The organism is Verrucomicrobiales bacterium (assembly GCA_016793885.1).
Taxonomy (GTDB): Bacteria; Verrucomicrobiota; Verrucomicrobiia; order Limisphaerales; family UBA11320; genus UBA11320.
Map to the genome: position 1 here is coordinate 34,118 of JAEUHE010000237.1, position 16,653 is coordinate 50,770.

Below are 16,653 nucleotides of genomic sequence, written 5' to 3' on the forward strand. Positions count from 1 at the left end.
AAGTCACGTTAAGCGCGGATCTGGAGTTCGACAAGTCGCGACCGCAATAGCCAAAGCAGAAAGAGCCCGGAGCGAAGTTCGCCCCGGGCTCGTTGGAAACCGTATCTAAGTCGCCTCCGAGGCGACATCTGCTAGCTAATCTTAGTAGCTGTCGCCGAGGGTATGGAGCGCCTCAGTGGCGATATTCGGGCAAGCCTGCTTCGCGTCAACCGTGCCGAGCACATAAGCAGTGTTACCAGCGGGGCACGTCGGCGCCGCTTTGATATACGCAGCCGCGCCAAAGATGTCGGTATCAGCCGGGGTGTCGGTGCCCTGCTTCTTGTTCTCCAAAGCCCAGGTGGCCTTGGCACCTTGAATCTGGCGCATGTTGTTGATGCAGGCGCTCGCTTGGCTCGCCTTACGAGCTTTCACGAAGTTGGGAATCGCGATGGCGGCAAGCATGCCGATGATCGCGACGACGATCATAATTTCTACCAGGGTGAAGCCCGAACGACGATTGCTGTTCTTAATGGATTTCATAGTCTCTCTCTTCGCTTTTCTCTAGCACCATGGTGTGAACTCAGCAGAAGGCGGTTTAAATAAGAGCGGTTCACTTCACACATTGCCTTCTACGAACCACAGCACTTCCATCCATTAAGCAGCGGCCATGCCACCAGCCGTTCTTCTCAGAAACCCCAGCAATTTGGCCCGAATATCAACTCTTTCATCTCAAAGCCTCCCGCCTGGTGTACGACATCAGGACACTCTCAGGGGAAGTTGTCTCAGAGACAGCCCCCTCACCCCCGTCCAACCCATAAAAAAACCCGTGCGTCGCGAAAACGCACGGGTGGAGCCGCCAGGCACCTGAAGAATCGCCTACGGCTGAAAGGGAATGAAGGTCTTCAGCCGACTAGTTTCCGTCGGAAAGTATGTGATCAGCGATGGAGCACGCGGGGCGCGTATCCATATTGCCATAGGTGTAGGTGCCACCGGCCGGGCACTTCGGCTTGTTCTTCAGAGTCTTGTCGGCCCCGACTAGGTCGGCGTCGCTCGGCGAGTCCGTCGGGCCCCCTTTCTTCTCCAGCGCCCAAACCTCTTTCGCTCCTTCGATCGTGTGCAGATTTTGAATGCACGCAGCTCGCTGGGCATCCTTCCGCGCCTTAACTAGATTAGGAATTGCGATGGCAGCCAGGACGCCGATGATGGCCACCACGATCATAATTTCCACCAGGGTAAATCCCCGCCGTGAATTCAGTTTCATATAGTCAGATTCAAAAGGTCGTCAGTCTCGCGGTGCCGACGCAGCGGAGCTGGACTCGGTTGCAATGCAGAGACTATCGCATTGTCCCCCCCAACTCGCCAATATCTTTTCTCGCACTTAGTTAGACCGCGGGAGCGGGCACCTGACCGCCCCCCCCCTACGTCTCGCCACGCGACCCAGCAAGCCCACACCGGAGTTCAACAACGAGCGTGGGGAAAAGTTGCGAAGACTCATTCCGACGGCCTCCGCGAGAGATTCCGGCAGTCCTTCCGAGTCAGGGGAGGGATCTTTTCTCGCAGAGGCGCGGAGAACGCGGAGGAGCACTCAACCAGTGAGAACCGACGGATTGGGAATCCTGAAGGGACCGGAAGTGAAACTCCCTTCTTCTCTTACATCCGAGTCATCCGAGAAATCCGTGACTAAACCTTCCGTCTTAGCTTTCTCTGGAAATCTCCCTGAAAGTCATTTCCGAACCCTTTGAATCGCAAGAGCGGTCAGTCTTCCCGCACGCAGTGCATTCTAGCACAAACACCTCGACTCGGAGTCGGGGTGTTTGTGCTAGGCGGCTTTGGGAAGGTCGGAGACTGCGGGATCGTCGAACGGCTCAGCCGTCAGGACCACCTCGCCCCGCCGCCGGGTCGGCCAACGCAACAATGCCCACGTTAGTCCCAGGGCTGTGAGCAGGGAAAGTGCTAGACCTAACTGAAACCCCGAATCGACGTATCGGATTTCCACTCGGCTCAGTCCGCGGGGAACCGGGACTGCCTGAAATGCTCCATTCGCCGACACCAACGGAACCTCCACCCCATTCACCCAAGCCCTCCAATGAGGTGAATAGCTTTGAGCGACGGTGAGAACCCCGTCGGCGGCCATCTCCAAGGTCGCCTCCAATCGATGAATCCCGACCTGCTGCTCCACGATGCGACCTGAGCCGTTTCGTCCAGTGAATCCCTGGGAGTACTCCGAGGACAACCAAACCTCGCGTGCCGAGTTGAAGGACTTCGAAAAAACTCGCTGCAAAAGATTGGTTTTCTCGTCGAACTTAGGATGCGCCCCCACCTGCAACCACCCATGCGCTCCAGGCCGAGGTTCCCAGTGCGTCGGGTCCACCCCCGGAGTGAACCAGGTGACTCCTAGAAAATCGAGCACCCCCTGCAACTCTGGATTGCGAAAACGGTAGATCTGACGCTCGATCTCCTTTTGTCCACGCATCGGCAACGCCGAGGACCCGTTGACCTTGGGAATCCCCTCCAGGAGGTTGAAGTGCGACCACAGGGCGAGGTGACGGCTGAAGATTCGGTTCTCCACGCCTTGTACAGTTCGGGAAACCAAGGACTGCTCAGCCTGCGGCGACAGAAATGCCCTCGCCTGGCCCAATCGAACCGAGGCGTTGGTATTCTGTTGCGCCCAGAGCCCCGGCGAGAAGGCCGAGGCATTCATCCTGGGAATCAGAGTCTGATTGTGTGAAGTACCGTCGAACATGACCGCCATTCCGACGAGCACACACACGACGACCCCGTATGGTTTGGAGTCCGGGCTGGACAGCCGAGCTAACCCGACCACCACCACTAAGAAGCAAGCCAAACGAGCCCAGGCATTGGACCAAATCCACGGGTATTGCTGGAGGCCATCGGCAGACTCGGCTCCCCAGGCCGCGATCACCATCAGCGCACCGACCAAGAGCACCCCCCAAACAACCATCACCCGCAACCTGAACGTGTCCAGAAGTTGTGCCGCCCCTAATCCGGCGAGGAAAGGCAGACTGAAGGCCAAGATCAGCGTGAACTTCACCGGGAACTGAGCCGTGTAGATCGCCGGAATCCAGCGTCCGACCGCCGGGTGCAGGACGAAATGATCGCCCATCGCCAAGAGCAGACAAAGCACCGACAGGATCCACAGACCGACCACGGCCAAGCGCTGTGGGCGAAGCAACGCCAGCACCGACAGCAACAAAGGTCCCAGTCCAAGATAATAGGAGATCAAAAAACCCTGCCCCACCTGGAGCTGCGGAATCTGGTCACTCGGGGGGCCATAACGAAAAACGGGAAGAACAAGATTAGCCCAACCCGTACTTGGAATGGCCCATTCCTTGGGACGAAAGGCGCCCATCCGATGCGACTGTGCCAACAGCTCTCCAAACGGAATGAGCTGTGCCGCGCAAAGCAACGCGGCCACTCCCACCACACTCAGGACGCGGGCTCCTGACCGGACCCAGGTGGTTTCGCCAGCCACAACGTCCGAAAGCCAAAGAGTACCCAGCGCGAACCAGGTCAACAGCGTCAGCTCAGGGGCTCCTGCCAACAGCTGGCAAGCCGCGGCGAGGATCGAATACAGGATCGGCCGCCCCCCCTGCAACCAAGCCGCCCTCAGCCAGCGCGCCAACCACGGCGTCCAGGTCAACGCCACGACATAGTTGGGCCAGACCAGACAGGACATGGAGATCCCATTAAAAACGAAAGCGACACCCGCAATTCCGGCGGCCAAAGGACGGCCAGTCCAAGCGCGGACCAGGTAAAACATGCCCATTCCACCGAGTAGCAAATGCCCAATCGAGAAGAAGTTCAGCGACCATGGCAACGGGAACAAAACATAGAAGAGGGAAAACGGATACAGCACCATCGTTCCCCATTGAGCCAAAAAAGGAGCGCCGCAATTGCTGTAGGGATTCCAGAGCGGCAGTTCCCCCGCCCAGACCGAGGCACGGTGATGATGCACCACCGGCAACCCCATGGCGCTGAAATCTGAATACCAAAGGCTTCTTCCACCCGAAATCAGGTCGAAAAAGGCCAGAGTCAGCAGGGCCACCAGAAACAACCCGAATCGAAAGGGTGTCAACCAGCCATCTCGTTGCTCGGGAGATTGTACAGGATCGGTACACACGACCTCGGACAGAAACACTTCCTGTGCCAACCATCACCTTCTCCTCCCCCTCCAACCACTTGCTCGAGGCCAAGGAGAATCACCCGAAATCTGGGAGGACGGTACGGTTTCTGCGTTCATAAAACCGCATGGGTCTACCATCCGAGCCAGTGACGTTGAGTCCGCAAGAAATTGCGGACCTCTTAAAACAGCTGTCCAATGCGCGCCACGATATCAACAATGCCTTGTCGTTGATTTCTGCGGCCACGGAACTGATGCGCATGAAACCAGAATTGGTGAACAAGATGGTAACCACGCTCAACGATCAACCTGCTAAAATCACCTCCTCTTTGCAGCAGTTCTCCCAGCGAATGGAACAGGTGCTGAGGACTCGTCCTGTAGGTTAGCCCACCGAACCGCGGAATTCCCCGGACACTTCATTCCTTGGTTCCCAAGAGCAGAACGCTCAGGCAACCCCGGCGCACCGATCCGCACGAGGCGACCGTAACCTGGGTCGACCGGGATTCGTCTTGCCCTTGGGTGGGAACCAAATGATGGTTCTCACGAATCCAGAAATTCTTATGTTTCGGTTCCATCGTCGAAAACTCTGCCAAGCCGCCGGACTCTCGCTTTGCCTGGGGGCACCGATGGTCGTGTCCGCAGCCACGCTCGCCGAGGCTCCACCAACGCCTCCCCCTCCACCGCCGGCACCGTCGACTCTTACAGTCCTGGCGCCCGCTCGCTCCTTGGCTGAAGCTCCCACTCACGACCAACTTCTCAAGATGGGCCCCGAGGAGCGGGAAGCCCGGTTGAAAGCGCTGCGAGAACGGAAGGTGTTACCTCTCAAAGGCGCGCTGACTCCGGCGGAACGAGAGCAACGCCGCCTGGAGATCCGCCAGCGCCTGGAGAAGCGCCTGGATGGGCTCCGAAAGCGTAAGAAGGAACGCGCCCTGACAGCCGAGGAGGAAAAACAGCTACGACGACTGGAAGAGGTGGCTCGCGGATTCCAAACACCTCGAAAACCGAAGCCCGATGCCGGGACCAATTCGTCACCGTCTCCGGACAAGAAATAGCCGTGGAAACCGGGTTCAGGCTGAACCCATCCATCGGAACGAACGACCGCTTGAACGTCACCGAGAGCGTCAGCAATGACCGGACCGATGCGGACCTGATCCGCGAGGTTCTGGAGGGGAAGGTCGCCAGCTTTGAACCGCTGGTGGTCCGCTATTCCCCAAGGCTCTTCGGAACCGCCCGACGCTACGCGCGACGGGAGAGCGAGATCGAGGACATCGTGCAGGAGATCTGGTCGAAAGCATTTCATAAACTCTCCTCGTGGCGCGGAGACGCCCCCTTCGAACACTGGTTGATGAGGCTGGCCGTGCACACCTGCTACGACTTCCTGCGCGGCCACCAAAGAAACCGGGAGGACAACCTGACCGACATCAGCCATGAGGAGGAGGATTGGCTCGAACGGTTCGCGGCCGGCTCCGAGAGCGACACGGACGACGCAAATGCTGCCAAGCTATTAGTGGAGAAGCTATTAGAGCAACTATCTCCCCCCTCCCGCTTGGTCATCACGCTGCTCGAGATTGAGGAACGATCGGTGAAGGAGATCGCCACGTTAACGGGGTGGTCAGTCCCGTTGGTAAAAGTACGCGCTTTTCGAGCTCGAGCCGAGATGCGAAAGTGCCTCAAGCGAGTGGCGCAGACGAAATACTTGTAACCCGGTGGCTTCTACTCGCATCTGAACTGTATATTGGATATGAAACTGGACCGTTTACAACGCAGACTGCTTAAGGTGGCTAGGGGCAATCCCCCCTCGAGCGCTGTCCCTTACGCCTTCGAAAAGCGTATCATGGCTCGTCTGGCAACCAGTCCTACCCCGACCGATCCCTGGTTGGTGTGGGCAGTCGGGTTGTGGCGCGGAACGGTTCCCTGCCTCATCCTGCTCTCGGGAATTGCTCTCTGGAATTGGCAAGATACGCAAGCTTGGGATGCATCCTCCAGCAGCTCGGACGACCTCGAACTGGCGGTCGTCGACGCCATCGACCTGTCAGACAACGTCGAGGATTGACCATGATCACGAACTGGAAAGTCATCGTAGCGACGATGGTGATTTTCTGCACCGGCTTCTTTGCCGGGGTGCTGTTCCCACGTCATGTCAAATCGACCTCGAGCTCCCCTCAATCAACCTCCGCCCAGTCCTTTCCCTTGCCCAATGAGCGCCGCATCGAGGCCCTGCGGCGGTTCACCCAAGATCTACAGCTCACCGAGGAACAGCGACAAAAGATCGAGGCTCACATCAGCGAAAGCCAGGATCGCACCCGCGTTCTGTGGGATCTGGTGGGTCCCGAGGTCCAAGATGAATTTAAACGGCTCCGCGGAGCCGTCGTTCAAGAGCTGACCTCCAGCCAGCGCCGCCAGTTTGAGGAACGATCCCGCCGCTACCGCAAAGAACGAAGCAGCACGAAGGCCGAGACCAATGCGGTCGCGAGCCCCTGAACTCCTCGTCGCCCCCGACCAAGAGCAAGTAAGATCCTCCTTCCCGAACCACGGCTCCTGCCGAACGAGGCACGGCGAGACAGGTTGACACGGCAGGTTGTCACACCTCGTGGAACAAGACTCACCTACCTTCCCGCGGCTATTTCCACAAGCCATTGAAAATGAGGATTCAAGGCAATCGAGGCATGAATCCGAAGGCCCCCGACTCGTTGGCACCAAAGATGTAGATAGTGAGCTGTCCGGCGCGATGAACCAGCAAAGCGCCACCTGGTGCGGCCAGCCGCACTCGCGCCAGCTCAAACAGAGGCGGCAGAAGCAAAAGAAAGGAAACGATTATGTTAGTCACGCGATATGGCAGCCAGTGGAACCCGTGGAAAGAAATGGAAGAGCTGCAGAACCGCTTAGGCTCGGTCTTTGGCTCTGCGACCACCCGCCAGCCCGCAGCGGGCACAACCGATGAAAAACTAACCGTGAGCGCCTGGACACCCCTGGTGGACATCGCCGAGGATGACAAGGAGTACACCATCAAAGCAGAGGTCCCCGAGATCAACAAAACCGATCTCTCAGTGAAAGTTCAGGACGGTGTTCTTACCATCAGCGGTGAACGCAAATTCGAGAAGGAAGAGAATGGGAAAAGGTACCATCGCGTGGAACGCGTGTATGGCAACTTCACCCGAAGTTTCAGCCTACCCGAGAATGCCGATGAGTCCAAAGTGAACGCGGAGTTCAAGGACGGTGTCCTGGTAGTCAAGGTTGGCAAGAGCGAACGCGCCAAACCGAAGCAAGTCGAGGTAAAGATCAACTAAGAGCCGCAGCTCGCTGCCGTGAGCAGCGGCACAGTTCCGGGGGGCGTCGACTGGGATACACTCAGCGACGCCTCTCCCATGTACCGGCTTCTCACACCGGAGGACGCTCCTCTCCGGAACGACGAGCCATGGTCTTGCCGACGAGATACCCGAAGGCAAAGGGCAGTCCGAGAATGACCACCGCCAGGATCACCAGAAAAACAAGCACCGTTCTCACCGTGCGATGCACATAGCCCAGGGATTGATCAATGATGTCCCGGCTGAGGCGCTGAGCATCTTTGACAATCGATTCGCGCTGCTGATCCGCCGCCTGCAGAATCGCTGCTCTCTGTTCATCCACCGCCTTGAGAACCGCCACCCGTTCGACGGCGATGTTCTCGGTCAAGATCTGACGCTCCCGTTGCAAGGTCTCGAGAGTCGTTCCCCATTGTTTCTCGAACCGATCGAAAACGGGAAGAAAGCCGATCCGGAGTTCCGTAACCGCATTCGAGATTGTCGCCGGACTCTCCGCAGCCACTTGAGCGATCCGCCCCAAGGTTGCATCGAGCCGGTCCAGGGTCACCCCACCCCGAGCCATCGCACGTTCGAACTCCGCAGCCTCAAGCCCCAGACGCCAACGAATCTCCTCCGGCACTTGCTGGCCGATCATCTGAAGGCGATCAGCAAAATCCACCAATGCCTCCGATGTGGTGCCCGCCGGCGCAGCGACCGTGGCGCTCCCCTGAAAATCCTCCCATCTTGCCGCCACCGGCTCACGTTCAAGGGCCAGGTTCTGGAGTGGATACTCACGGGCATAAGCCTCGACGAAAGTGCTCATTTGCTGCCAATCAGCAGTGGCAAGGGAGTTGCGCGCAATCCCCGAAATACGAACCTCCAGCGCGTGAGCATTGGTGAGAAAGGCGGCTTGATGATTTCCAAAAAGCTCCAGACCTGGGCCACGACTTAGAAAATCGTTCATCTGACGACACAATGCCCACGTGTCCACCAACGCGAGCACCGGAGTGCTTCGTAGCGTCGCTTTACGGACGCCACTCACGCAGCCGACCTTCCACATCACGCATCGAGCTTTCAGCACGGGATCATCCACCTGGCCCTCCACCGCGTCCGAGACCTGTTGAACGGTGGCCGAGAGGACCCCCGCAAACTCCCGAGTCTGGCTCCTAATTTGAGCGTCCTTTCGGGAGAGAGGCTCACCTGGCATCTTGACGGTCAGCAGCTTACACCCGGACCCCACCAACCAACACAGCCCGAGCCAAAGCACCAGTGAGCTCGGGAGAACCCGAGAGCCTAGTCGGAGTAAGTAACGCGCTGCGCTGTGCATGGGTGGGATACTAACGCGTCGCACGTCGGGTATCAATGGATCGTCGCACGCGGATCTAGGACCATGGACCTGTCGAGTGGCCGAATCAGTCTCCACGTGCTGTTAAGCTTTTTGGTGCGGGACCGATACCATTCAAGACGCCTTTAAACGGAAGGCGCTGACAATCGAGGGCCGAAGGCCCGAACTATTGCTGGTGAATGTGACTCAACCCCGGAACCACCTAGGGCACAGAACGGGAGACGGGCCGACATCGATCCTCTGCTCGGGGATTCTTGCGCGCCTGGCCAGGTCTGGCCCGTGGGCGTTAGGTCTCATAGCCGAGACTAACACCACGGTGGCGGCCCATAGTGGCGATGCCGTGCCAACGTCGTCACCCGAGGCCCCCTCAAGCCAGTTGTGGATCTGGTTAGTCCTCCTTATAGGAACCATCCTTTTCGTCACCCGCTGGGTCAACAGCAGTCGAGGTCAGGAATCCTCCACCGAGCCAGAGAACCCCTTCCAGCCGATCTCTCTGGAGCCGATGGCCCCGAGGACAGCCCATGCAGAAACCGATACCTCCCGTCTCATTGGGCCCAAAGAGTTTCGAAAAGTCGTGGGAGAGGTCCCGCGGCAGCTGGAACCAGTCAGTAACGCTCCAGTGCCCAAGCCCACGGCAGAAAACTTCATTTATGCCGCCGCGCACGACCTCCGAGAACCACTGCGCAAGGTGCGACTGTTTCTGAATCGATTTGAGCAAAAGGTGACCGCCGACGACCTGGCGAATGTTCGCGGCGAAGTGGAGGGAATCCGCCTCACCGTCAATCGAATGCAAAACCTGCTCGACAGTCTGCTGAGCTTGGCTCGCATCGAGGGCAAGGGCATGGTTTTTGAGCTGACGGACTTGGGCAGTGTCATCAACCAGGTCCTCGGCGATCTCGAAACATGCATTAGCGAGACGCGGGCGGAGATTACGGTCGAGGGAAAACTGCCGGAACTGGCGGCCGATCGGACCCAGCTCCAACAACTTCTCCAGAATCTCATCTCCAACGCCCTCAAGTTTCACAAGAATGGCGAGGTCCCGAAAATCCGAATCGAGACCACCGTGGGCCAGGACCGGCCGGTGAACGATCACCCGAACGATCGAAGCTGGTGCGAATTATCAATCCGCGATGAGGGGATCGGTTTTGAGGAGGAGTATTGGGACCAGATGCTGCAAGGCTTCCAGCGCCTCCACAGCCGGGAGCAATACGAAGGCACCGGGCTCGGATTGGCGATCTGCCGATGCATCGTCGAAAGACACCAGGGCACCATATCCGCCTCGAGCACACCGGGCCAGGGCACAACCATCCGGGTGCGCCTGCCCCTGCAGCAGCATGCGCGATCCGGTGATACGACGGTGCTCATAGGACCGAAACTCGGCAACACCGCGGTAACGCGTCCAGCGGAGGAAAAACATTACTGAAGTGCCGCTGACTCCATGGAGCCCAACTCTTCCAATCACACGTTGAAGATCCTATTGGTCGATGACGATCGCCAGGAGTGGGTCCTGCTGCAGGATCTGCTCTCGACTGCCGATTCAGCCAGATACGAAATCGAGTGGGTGCCGAGCTTTGAGCAGGGTGTGGAAGCAGTTCTGTCGACGTCAGCTCACTGCTATGCCGCCTGCCTCCTCGACAATCGAATCGGAGGCCGCACTGGTTTGGAATTCTTGGAAGCAATCCAAACCAAGCCGCGCCAGTTTCCCGTCCTGCTGTACACCGGACAGCGATCGCCAACCGCTGAAGAGAATGCCTTACGGGCGGGAGCTGCCGACTACCTCATCAAGGGGAAGCTGGATGTTTCCAGTCTCGATCGAGCCATCCGATTCGCCATCGAACGTCATCGCCTGATCTCCGCCGCCGCTGCGGAACGAGCCCGCCTGGCGAGTTTCGGAGCGGAAGTCGGGAGCGCACTGACACGTGCCGGCACTCCCGAGCAGGTGCTCACCCCCTGCGTGGAAGCCATGATCCGCTTCCTCCCCATCCAACTGGCGCAGATCTATGTGTTCAGTCCGCAGCGAGGGGAGCTCACCATGACCGCCAGCGAAGGTGTGCTGGCCTCTCAGCCTCCACCACTCGCGCCCGCTGCCGTCGATTTCATCAATGGAGAAGCCTTTCTCAGCTGCCCCGCAACCGAGGACCACCGCTTGGCCGATCGGGAGTGGCTGGTCCGGCACAAGATGGTGAGCGCGGTCACTTATCCGCTGATGCTCAACGAGCACCTGCTCGGCCTGATCATTCTCTATTCCAAGGAGGTCATCACCCGCAGCGCGGTCGAGGAGCTGGGGTCAGTCGCGCCGGGCATTGGCGCTTATCTGGCTCGGCTTTCGCTGGAGGCACAGATCCGCCGAACGCAGCAACTGGACTGTGTTGGCAAGATGGCTGCCGGGCTAGCCCACGAGTTCAAGAACAATCTCATGGTAATCCGAGCGCATGTCGAACGTGCGCTCGAAGGATGTCCGGAATCCTCGATAACCAGAGATCGGCTCAACCTGATCGTCGGGGTTACCGAGGACGCGACGCATCTCGCTCAACAACTGATGCTGTTCGCTCGTCCTCAAGGCAACGACGCGAAACCCCTCGACCTCAACGAAACGCTCCTGCGCATGCGGCCCATGATACAGGGAGCGGTGGATCAGCGTATCGGTCTGACGTTCACCTGCGCCGCCAAGCATTCAGTGATCGAAGCGGATCCCGGCAGCTTGCAACAGATTGTCATCAACCTCGCCGTCAATGCGCGAGACGCGATGCCCGATGGCGGAACCCTGGTGGTGCGAACGGACAATATCGAAGTCGACACCACTCGTGCAGCCACGAACCCTGACGCGTTCGTAGGACGGTTCGTCCGTTTGCAGGTCACCGACAGCGGCTGCGGCATGTCACTCGAGACCCAAGCGCGGCTCTTCGAACCGTTCTTTACCACCAAGGGTCCGGGCAAAGGGAACGGACTGGGGCTGGCTACCGTCTTCACCATTGTCCGCAAACATCGAGGCTGGATCGAGGTGAATAGCGAGGTGGGCAAAGGCACGACCTTCAGCCTCTTTCTGCCGGAGTGCCATGCAGCCATCGAGGAACCCGACTGCTGTCCCTGCCCTGCGAATGCGCTCGAGGACCGTCATCGTGCCGTTAACGGCAACCTCCAAACCGTCCTGGTGGTCGAGGATGAACCGGTGCTGCGTGAAGCGGCGGAGGCAACGCTCAGGAATGCAAATTTTGACGTTACCGTGGCGTCATCCGGTCAGGAGGCCCTCCGTATCTGGCAGGAGCACGACGGCAAATTCGATGTGTTATTGACCGACTTATCCATGCCGGAAGGAATGACCGGCATGCAACTGGCAACCCAGCTGGTGCAGGCAAACCCACGTCTCAAAGTTATTTTGACCAGCGGTTACGCTCCCGAGATGGTGGAGGCGGATCGGGAATGTCGCGACGCCCTCTTCTTACAGAAGCCTTATCCCCCGAGTTTGCTGCCGGAGACCGTGAGCAAATGCCTCGGCATCTGACCTGGCCCGGCCGTCCTCCTCGCTCTGAGCTTGGTGAGGTCAGAAAACTGCCCGAAACAGCCTGAGTGCTTGAGCCCGATGGCTGATCTGGTTCTTGAGCTCGCTGCCCAACTCTGCGAAGGACAGGCTCTGCCCCGCTGGAACGAACAAGGGATCGTAACCAAATCCACCCTGCCCGCTGGGAGCCTGAGTGATCCGCCCCTCACAGGCCCCCTCAAACAGCCGAGGAGCCGAGGCCGGCGACGAAGTCACCGCCGGAATCCAAGCCAGGGCGCACCGAAACCGACCAGTCCGACGATCGACAGGAACCTCCGCCAGCAGGCGGAGCAATTTGGCATTGTTGTCCGAATCGGGAGAGTTACCGGTTCGTGAGGGATCATCCAACGCTGCAAAGCGCGCCGAATGGACGCCAGGGGCACCGCCGAGAGCATCGACTTCCAAACCGGAGTCGTCGGCTAGCACTCCTACCACCGACGCACCGCCAAGCTCCGTGAGAACGTCAACCTCGGTGGCTAGCCAGGACGCGACCGTAAGCGCTTTCTTGACGGCGTTGCCCGCGAAGGAGGCCTGGTCCTCCACCGCCTCCGGCACCCGAGAACCCCAGCCTGCCAGGCCCACACACCGACATCGATCCAGCAACAAGGCCTGAATCTCAGCAACCTTGTGGGCGTTTCTCGTCGCGATGACCAGAGTCTTCATGCTTCATTACCGTGCCGTTCCTGGAGTCACCCCTTGGCCGGAAACCAGTGGTAAAGGGCGAAATAGATCAGTACCCCCGTGACCGACACATACATCCAGATCGGCCAAGTGATGCGCGCAATCTGACGATGACGATCGTTCTGGCCAGCCAAGCCTCGCCGGATCGTCGTCAAAGCCAGCGGAACCACAGCGATGGCCAGGATGATGTGGCTCACCAACATCGCCCGATAGATCAACAGGATCGCTCCGGTGGCACCGAGGGGCGTGTGGACCCCACGGACCAAAACCTTGTGAGTCACATAGGAAATGAGGAAAACACAAGAGCACACAAAGGCGGCCATCATGCAGCGTTGATGCGAAACCTTATCGCCCCGGCGAATAAAGACGTAACCCAGGAACAGCAGCACGGAGGCGCAGCCGTTGAGTGAAGCGTTTAAAGTAGGAAGGTCAGAGACTTGCATAGGTGTTACTCCGCCAGCAACTGAAGGGCTAGATCGCGGAGCTTCTCCGTTGCTCCCGGTTCTAAAGCCTCCACCGCAGCACGCAGGCGTCCTTGTTTGTCAACCAACACCGAAATGGTGCTGTGAATGAACAGATCGTCCACCGATTGGCGCAAGCGCTCCTCCTTGTCGACCACCGTCAGTTTAAGTTCATCGACCGCCAGTCGGATCAAGTCCGCTTTAGGACCGGTCAGGAACCACCATCGGGCTGGATCCGCACGATAGCTCAAACCGTAGCGATGGAGCACTTCCGGGGTGTCGACGACCGGGTCCGCGGTCAGGGAAACCAGCTGAACCAAGGGTTGCCGAGCAAGTTCCGATTGCAGACGCTCCATACGCTTGGACATCTCGCGACACGGGCCAGGGCAATGCGTGAAGATAATGTTGGCGACCCAGACTTTCCCCTGCAGGTCTTTCAAGGAAACGATCTTACCAACCTGATTCGTCAGTGAGAAGGAGGTGACCTGGGAAATCACCGGAAGAGGGGCAGCCCGTCCTTGGAGCAGAAACACCAAAGCTAACACCAGGGCGCCCATGGCAATCAACCCGGGCACCAGGATCCGCAGAGGGGATTTCCCTTCGGTTGTGGGCGATGTGCTCAAACGTGATTTGATTACTCCAGCGGTGAAACTAGGAGCCAGAAGCCGGATTCGCAGAAGAACCCGATCCATTCCATCACGGCCAAAGGCGCGGAACCCGTGAGGCGTGTCCCGTCCAACAGCCTTACGCCGTGCAGGTCCGGCTCAGGGTGAAGCGACCTCAGATCTTACTCGAAGCCGCCCGTGCTGGCACCGCTGCCGGCGTTCTTGGCAGTCCACTTGACGTAGTCTTCTTCCGTCACGACGTTCAAGAAGCCCAACGCCATGCTGGCATGGCCATTGCCACACAACTGTGCGCAGTTGATCTGATACTTACCCGTCTGGGTGGGAACGAAATGAGTCGGAACGCGCATTCCGGGAATCGCATCTTGCGTCACTCGCATGGCGATGATCTTGAAGGAATGAATAACATCCTTCGAGGAGATGTAAGCCAGCACCGGCTTGTTCACCGGCACCGTCATATCATTCAAAGTCTGGATGTCATCCGCGCCGTTCGGGTCGTCCTTAACGTATCCGAACGGATTGTCGGTGGCATTGACCAGCCGCATTTCCTGCTTGCGGAAGATGCCGTCCTTACCCGGATACAGGTTGTTCCAACCGAATTGCTGGGCGATCACACGAACGACCGTGGCCTCCTTCTCGTTGGGCAGACCATCAACCACCTTAGCCCAAAGCGGAACGGCGAAGCCAATCAACAGGACCGCTTCCACCAACGCCACCACTCCCTCAATGTAGGTGGATGCATGGCTGCGCGCACCGAGGTAATCAGCCTTGGGATTGGCTCCACTCCGGAAGCGAATCAACACATAAATGAAGTAGGCTGCCCACCCCACGAAAAGCGCGCCCATCAGATAATGGACCAGCAGAATCATGTGGTCCACGTCGTGACCGTGCTCAGAAGTGACAACCGGGAGTCCTAGGAGATTATTCATGTCTGGAAATCAAACCGTTTTCGAAAGAGTCGAGTCTTCAGCCTGCGAAAGCGCCCCCGCCAACTGCTCCGATTCCACACGAGCAGTGCGACGCGCGATGAATACAAAGAACGAACAAATCCCCCCGAGGACGCTCGTTACAACGACCAGGAGAGCAAAGATGCCCCAATTCAACCCGCGGCCCAGCGGGGAGTCGGTTTGGCCGAAACAGGTGGCACAAGCCATTGCCTCGGGCTGACTGGCGACAGTCCACAACACTCCGACCAAGCCTGCTAGATATCTTCTGGACGATGGATGATTCATAGGTAGCTCACGTCTTTTAGCTTCTTCAGAAAGTAACGCCCATACACCAACAGCCCCAATCCCAACACTAGGGAACAAGAGCCCATCACCAGATTCACCCGGCTGACAGATTGGTCCGCGCCGGAGGGCGTCCAAAAAGCCCATGCCGCAAAGCCGAAACACAACATCGTCGAAACGATGATAAAGAGAATGTGAATGGCCTTGAGGGACATAGATGTTAGCGCAGTTGAGTGTTGGTAGGAAAATCGTTCATGGCCCAGATGGTCAAGCCCATCAACGCGATGAAGAAAAACACGGTGGAGGCCATGATCCCGTAGATCATTTTCCGCTCATCCATCAAATGCATGAAATAGCCCGCCACGAGAAAGGCTTTGACCGATGCAATGAAGAGTGCGAGAGCCACCGTCATCGCGAACGATTCAATGTGAATGAAATAAGCCCCGACTGTAACAACGGTACCTACGATAAGGGCAAAGAATATAGCCCAATACTTCTTAATCGATTTTTCGACATCGTGCGCACTGTGATCGCTCATAAGATCAGTTCAAAAGTTCGAGCCAATTGAGTTACAGGAGATACAAAACCGGGAACAGGAAGATCCATACCAAATCGACAAAATGCCAGAAAAGACCGGAAACCTCAACCCGATTGGTATACCGCTCAGGCTCGGTCTTCCACATACCCGCCCCCGGAAAGAGGATATACCCCATGACCAAGGCTCCTCCGATGACGTGCAGCGCGTGCAATCCCGTCAACGTGAAGTAAATCGAAGTATAGGTATTGTGAGCCGGCCCGTAGTTCCCAATTTTCTGGATGTCAGCGGTCTTGATCTCGATTTCCTTGCCGTGCCCACCGTGGCTTGCCTTATGAGCCGCCGTGACTCCCGCAGCTTTGCCCTTGGAGGCGTCGATCTCGAACCCATGCAGGACCACTTGGTCTTTGTTTTTAGAGACCAGATGCCCGTCGAAGACTTTGCCGTCTTTGGTGATCACCTGGTAGTGGGTAAACTTGTCATAGTACTCGTAGGACTTGATACCTACGAAAGCACAGGCACACAGCAGGGTAATGGTTTGGCAGATGCGATACTTGGCGAAGTTGCCTTGCTTCAAAGCCGCCCAACCCAACACCACCGTCACGCTGGACGAAATCAGCACCAGGGTATTCACCGTCCCGATCGGAACGTTGAGCAATCCCTGCGGCCACTCACCAATATCCGCTCCCACCCGGAGAAGAATGTAAGAGGAGAACAAAGCTCCGAAGAGCATGACTTCCGAGGCCAGAAACAACCAGATCCCAACCTTGGCGTTGTAGAGTCCGGTGTCCCGACGAGGTTCTACTGTGTATGGAATTTCCATGTGTCGTCCTGCTACAA

Annotated in this window: 21 protein-coding genes; 8 read left to right on the forward strand and 13 right to left on the reverse strand. The window is 57.9% G+C overall.

Translation table 11 applies throughout. From position 1 onward, the window contains the following. Positions 1-141: 141 nt before the first annotated feature. The 3 genes from JNN07_26230 to JNN07_26240 form a co-directional block, all read right to left on the reverse strand. Positions 142-519: a type II secretion system protein gene (locus JNN07_26230; protein MBL9171258.1), complete on the reverse strand. Its 378-nt coding sequence runs from the start codon at positions 517-519 to the stop codon at positions 142-144. Positions 520-889: 370 nt separating this feature from the next. Beyond that, complete coding sequence (locus JNN07_26235; protein ID MBL9171259.1) at positions 890-1,234, reverse strand: prepilin-type N-terminal cleavage/methylation domain-containing protein; 345 nt, start codon at positions 1,232-1,234, stop codon at positions 890-892. A gap of 564 nt (positions 1,235-1,798) precedes the next feature. Then, positions 1,799-4,075, reverse strand: coding sequence for a YfhO family protein (locus JNN07_26240; protein MBL9171260.1), 2,277 nt, complete (start codon positions 4,073-4,075; stop codon positions 1,799-1,801). Between the two features lie 173 nt (positions 4,076-4,248). On the opposite strand from JNN07_26240, the gene JNN07_26245 reads away from it, so the two are divergent. The 5 genes from JNN07_26245 (at position 4,249) to JNN07_26265 (ending at position 6,601) form a co-directional block, all read left to right on the forward strand. Then, entirely contained in the window at positions 4,249-4,506 is a 258-nt protein-coding gene (locus JNN07_26245) for a hypothetical protein (GenBank protein ID MBL9171261.1), read from the forward strand. Between the two features lie 174 nt (positions 4,507-4,680). Next, complete coding sequence (locus JNN07_26250) at positions 4,681-5,172, forward strand: hypothetical protein (GenBank protein MBL9171262.1); 492 nt, start codon at positions 4,681-4,683, stop codon at positions 5,170-5,172. A gap of 50 nt (positions 5,173-5,222) precedes the next feature. Next, on the forward strand, positions 5,223-5,822 hold the full coding sequence (locus JNN07_26255; protein MBL9171263.1) for an RNA polymerase sigma factor: 600 nt from the start codon (positions 5,223-5,225) through the stop codon (positions 5,820-5,822). A 39-nt stretch (positions 5,823-5,861) separates the two neighbouring features. Further along, a complete protein-coding gene (locus JNN07_26260; GenBank protein MBL9171264.1) occupies positions 5,862-6,173 on the forward strand; it encodes a hypothetical protein in 312 nt (103 codons plus the stop codon). 2 nt (positions 6,174-6,175) lie between these two features. Next, positions 6,176-6,601 (forward strand): hypothetical protein, encoded by a 426-nt coding sequence (locus JNN07_26265; GenBank protein ID MBL9171265.1) that lies wholly within the window; start codon positions 6,176-6,178, stop codon positions 6,599-6,601. Between the two features lie 169 nt (positions 6,602-6,770). Here the strand turns inward: JNN07_26265 and JNN07_26270 are convergent, their stop codons facing one another. Next, on the reverse strand, positions 6,771-6,947 hold the full coding sequence (locus JNN07_26270; GenBank protein ID MBL9171266.1) for a hypothetical protein: 177 nt from the start codon (positions 6,945-6,947) through the stop codon (positions 6,771-6,773). Between JNN07_26270 and JNN07_26275 the strand changes: the two genes are divergently transcribed. Then, positions 6,937-7,407, forward strand: coding sequence for an Hsp20/alpha crystallin family protein (locus JNN07_26275; GenBank protein MBL9171267.1), 471 nt, complete (start codon positions 6,937-6,939; stop codon positions 7,405-7,407). The genes JNN07_26270 and JNN07_26275 overlap by 11 nt on opposite strands. 91 nt (positions 7,408-7,498) lie before the next feature. Here JNN07_26275 and JNN07_26280 read toward each other — a convergent pair whose 3' ends face one another. Beyond that, the gene (locus tag JNN07_26280; GenBank protein MBL9171268.1) at positions 7,499-8,608 is read right to left on the reverse strand and encodes a hypothetical protein; all 1,110 of its coding nucleotides are present in this window, start codon (positions 8,606-8,608) and stop codon (positions 7,499-7,501) included. A gap of 478 nt (positions 8,609-9,086) precedes the next feature. Between JNN07_26280 and JNN07_26285 the strand changes: the two genes are divergently transcribed. Then, the gene (locus JNN07_26285; protein MBL9171269.1) at positions 9,087-10,169 is read left to right on the forward strand and encodes a hypothetical protein; all 1,083 of its coding nucleotides are present in this window, start codon (positions 9,087-9,089) and stop codon (positions 10,167-10,169) included. Positions 10,170-10,184: 15 nt separating this feature from the next. Next, positions 10,185-12,248: a response regulator gene (locus tag JNN07_26290; protein ID MBL9171270.1), complete on the forward strand. Its 2,064-nt coding sequence runs from the start codon at positions 10,185-10,187 to the stop codon at positions 12,246-12,248. Between the two features lie 39 nt (positions 12,249-12,287). Here the strand turns inward: JNN07_26290 and JNN07_26295 are convergent, their stop codons facing one another. The 8 genes from JNN07_26295 to JNN07_26330 form a co-directional block, all read right to left on the reverse strand. After that, complete coding sequence (locus JNN07_26295) at positions 12,288-12,947, reverse strand: non-canonical purine NTP pyrophosphatase (GenBank protein ID MBL9171271.1); 660 nt, start codon at positions 12,945-12,947, stop codon at positions 12,288-12,290. A gap of 26 nt (positions 12,948-12,973) precedes the next feature. Beyond that, positions 12,974-13,408, reverse strand: coding sequence for a DUF420 domain-containing protein (locus JNN07_26300; GenBank protein MBL9171272.1), 435 nt, complete (start codon positions 13,406-13,408; stop codon positions 12,974-12,976). A gap of 5 nt (positions 13,409-13,413) precedes the next feature. Continuing rightward, positions 13,414-14,049 (reverse strand): SCO family protein, encoded by a 636-nt coding sequence (locus tag JNN07_26305; GenBank protein ID MBL9171273.1) that lies wholly within the window; start codon positions 14,047-14,049, stop codon positions 13,414-13,416. 164 nt (positions 14,050-14,213) lie between these two features. Further along, complete coding sequence (locus tag JNN07_26310) at positions 14,214-14,978, reverse strand: cytochrome c oxidase subunit II (protein MBL9171274.1); 765 nt, start codon at positions 14,976-14,978, stop codon at positions 14,214-14,216. Between the two features lie 9 nt (positions 14,979-14,987). Then, positions 14,988-15,281, reverse strand: a complete 294-nt coding sequence (locus tag JNN07_26315; protein MBL9171275.1) for a hypothetical protein — start codon at positions 15,279-15,281, stop codon at positions 14,988-14,990. Then, positions 15,278-15,493, reverse strand: coding sequence for a hypothetical protein (locus tag JNN07_26320; GenBank protein ID MBL9171276.1), 216 nt, complete (start codon positions 15,491-15,493; stop codon positions 15,278-15,280). The genes JNN07_26315 and JNN07_26320 overlap by 4 nt, the downstream gene beginning before the upstream one ends. A 5-nt stretch (positions 15,494-15,498) precedes the next feature. Further along, on the reverse strand, positions 15,499-15,816 hold the full coding sequence (locus JNN07_26325; GenBank protein ID MBL9171277.1) for a cytochrome C oxidase subunit IV family protein: 318 nt from the start codon (positions 15,814-15,816) through the stop codon (positions 15,499-15,501). Between the two features lie 31 nt (positions 15,817-15,847). Then, positions 15,848-16,636, reverse strand: a complete 789-nt coding sequence (locus tag JNN07_26330) for a heme-copper oxidase subunit III (GenBank protein ID MBL9171278.1) — start codon at positions 16,634-16,636, stop codon at positions 15,848-15,850. Positions 16,637-16,653 lie beyond the last annotated feature (17 nt).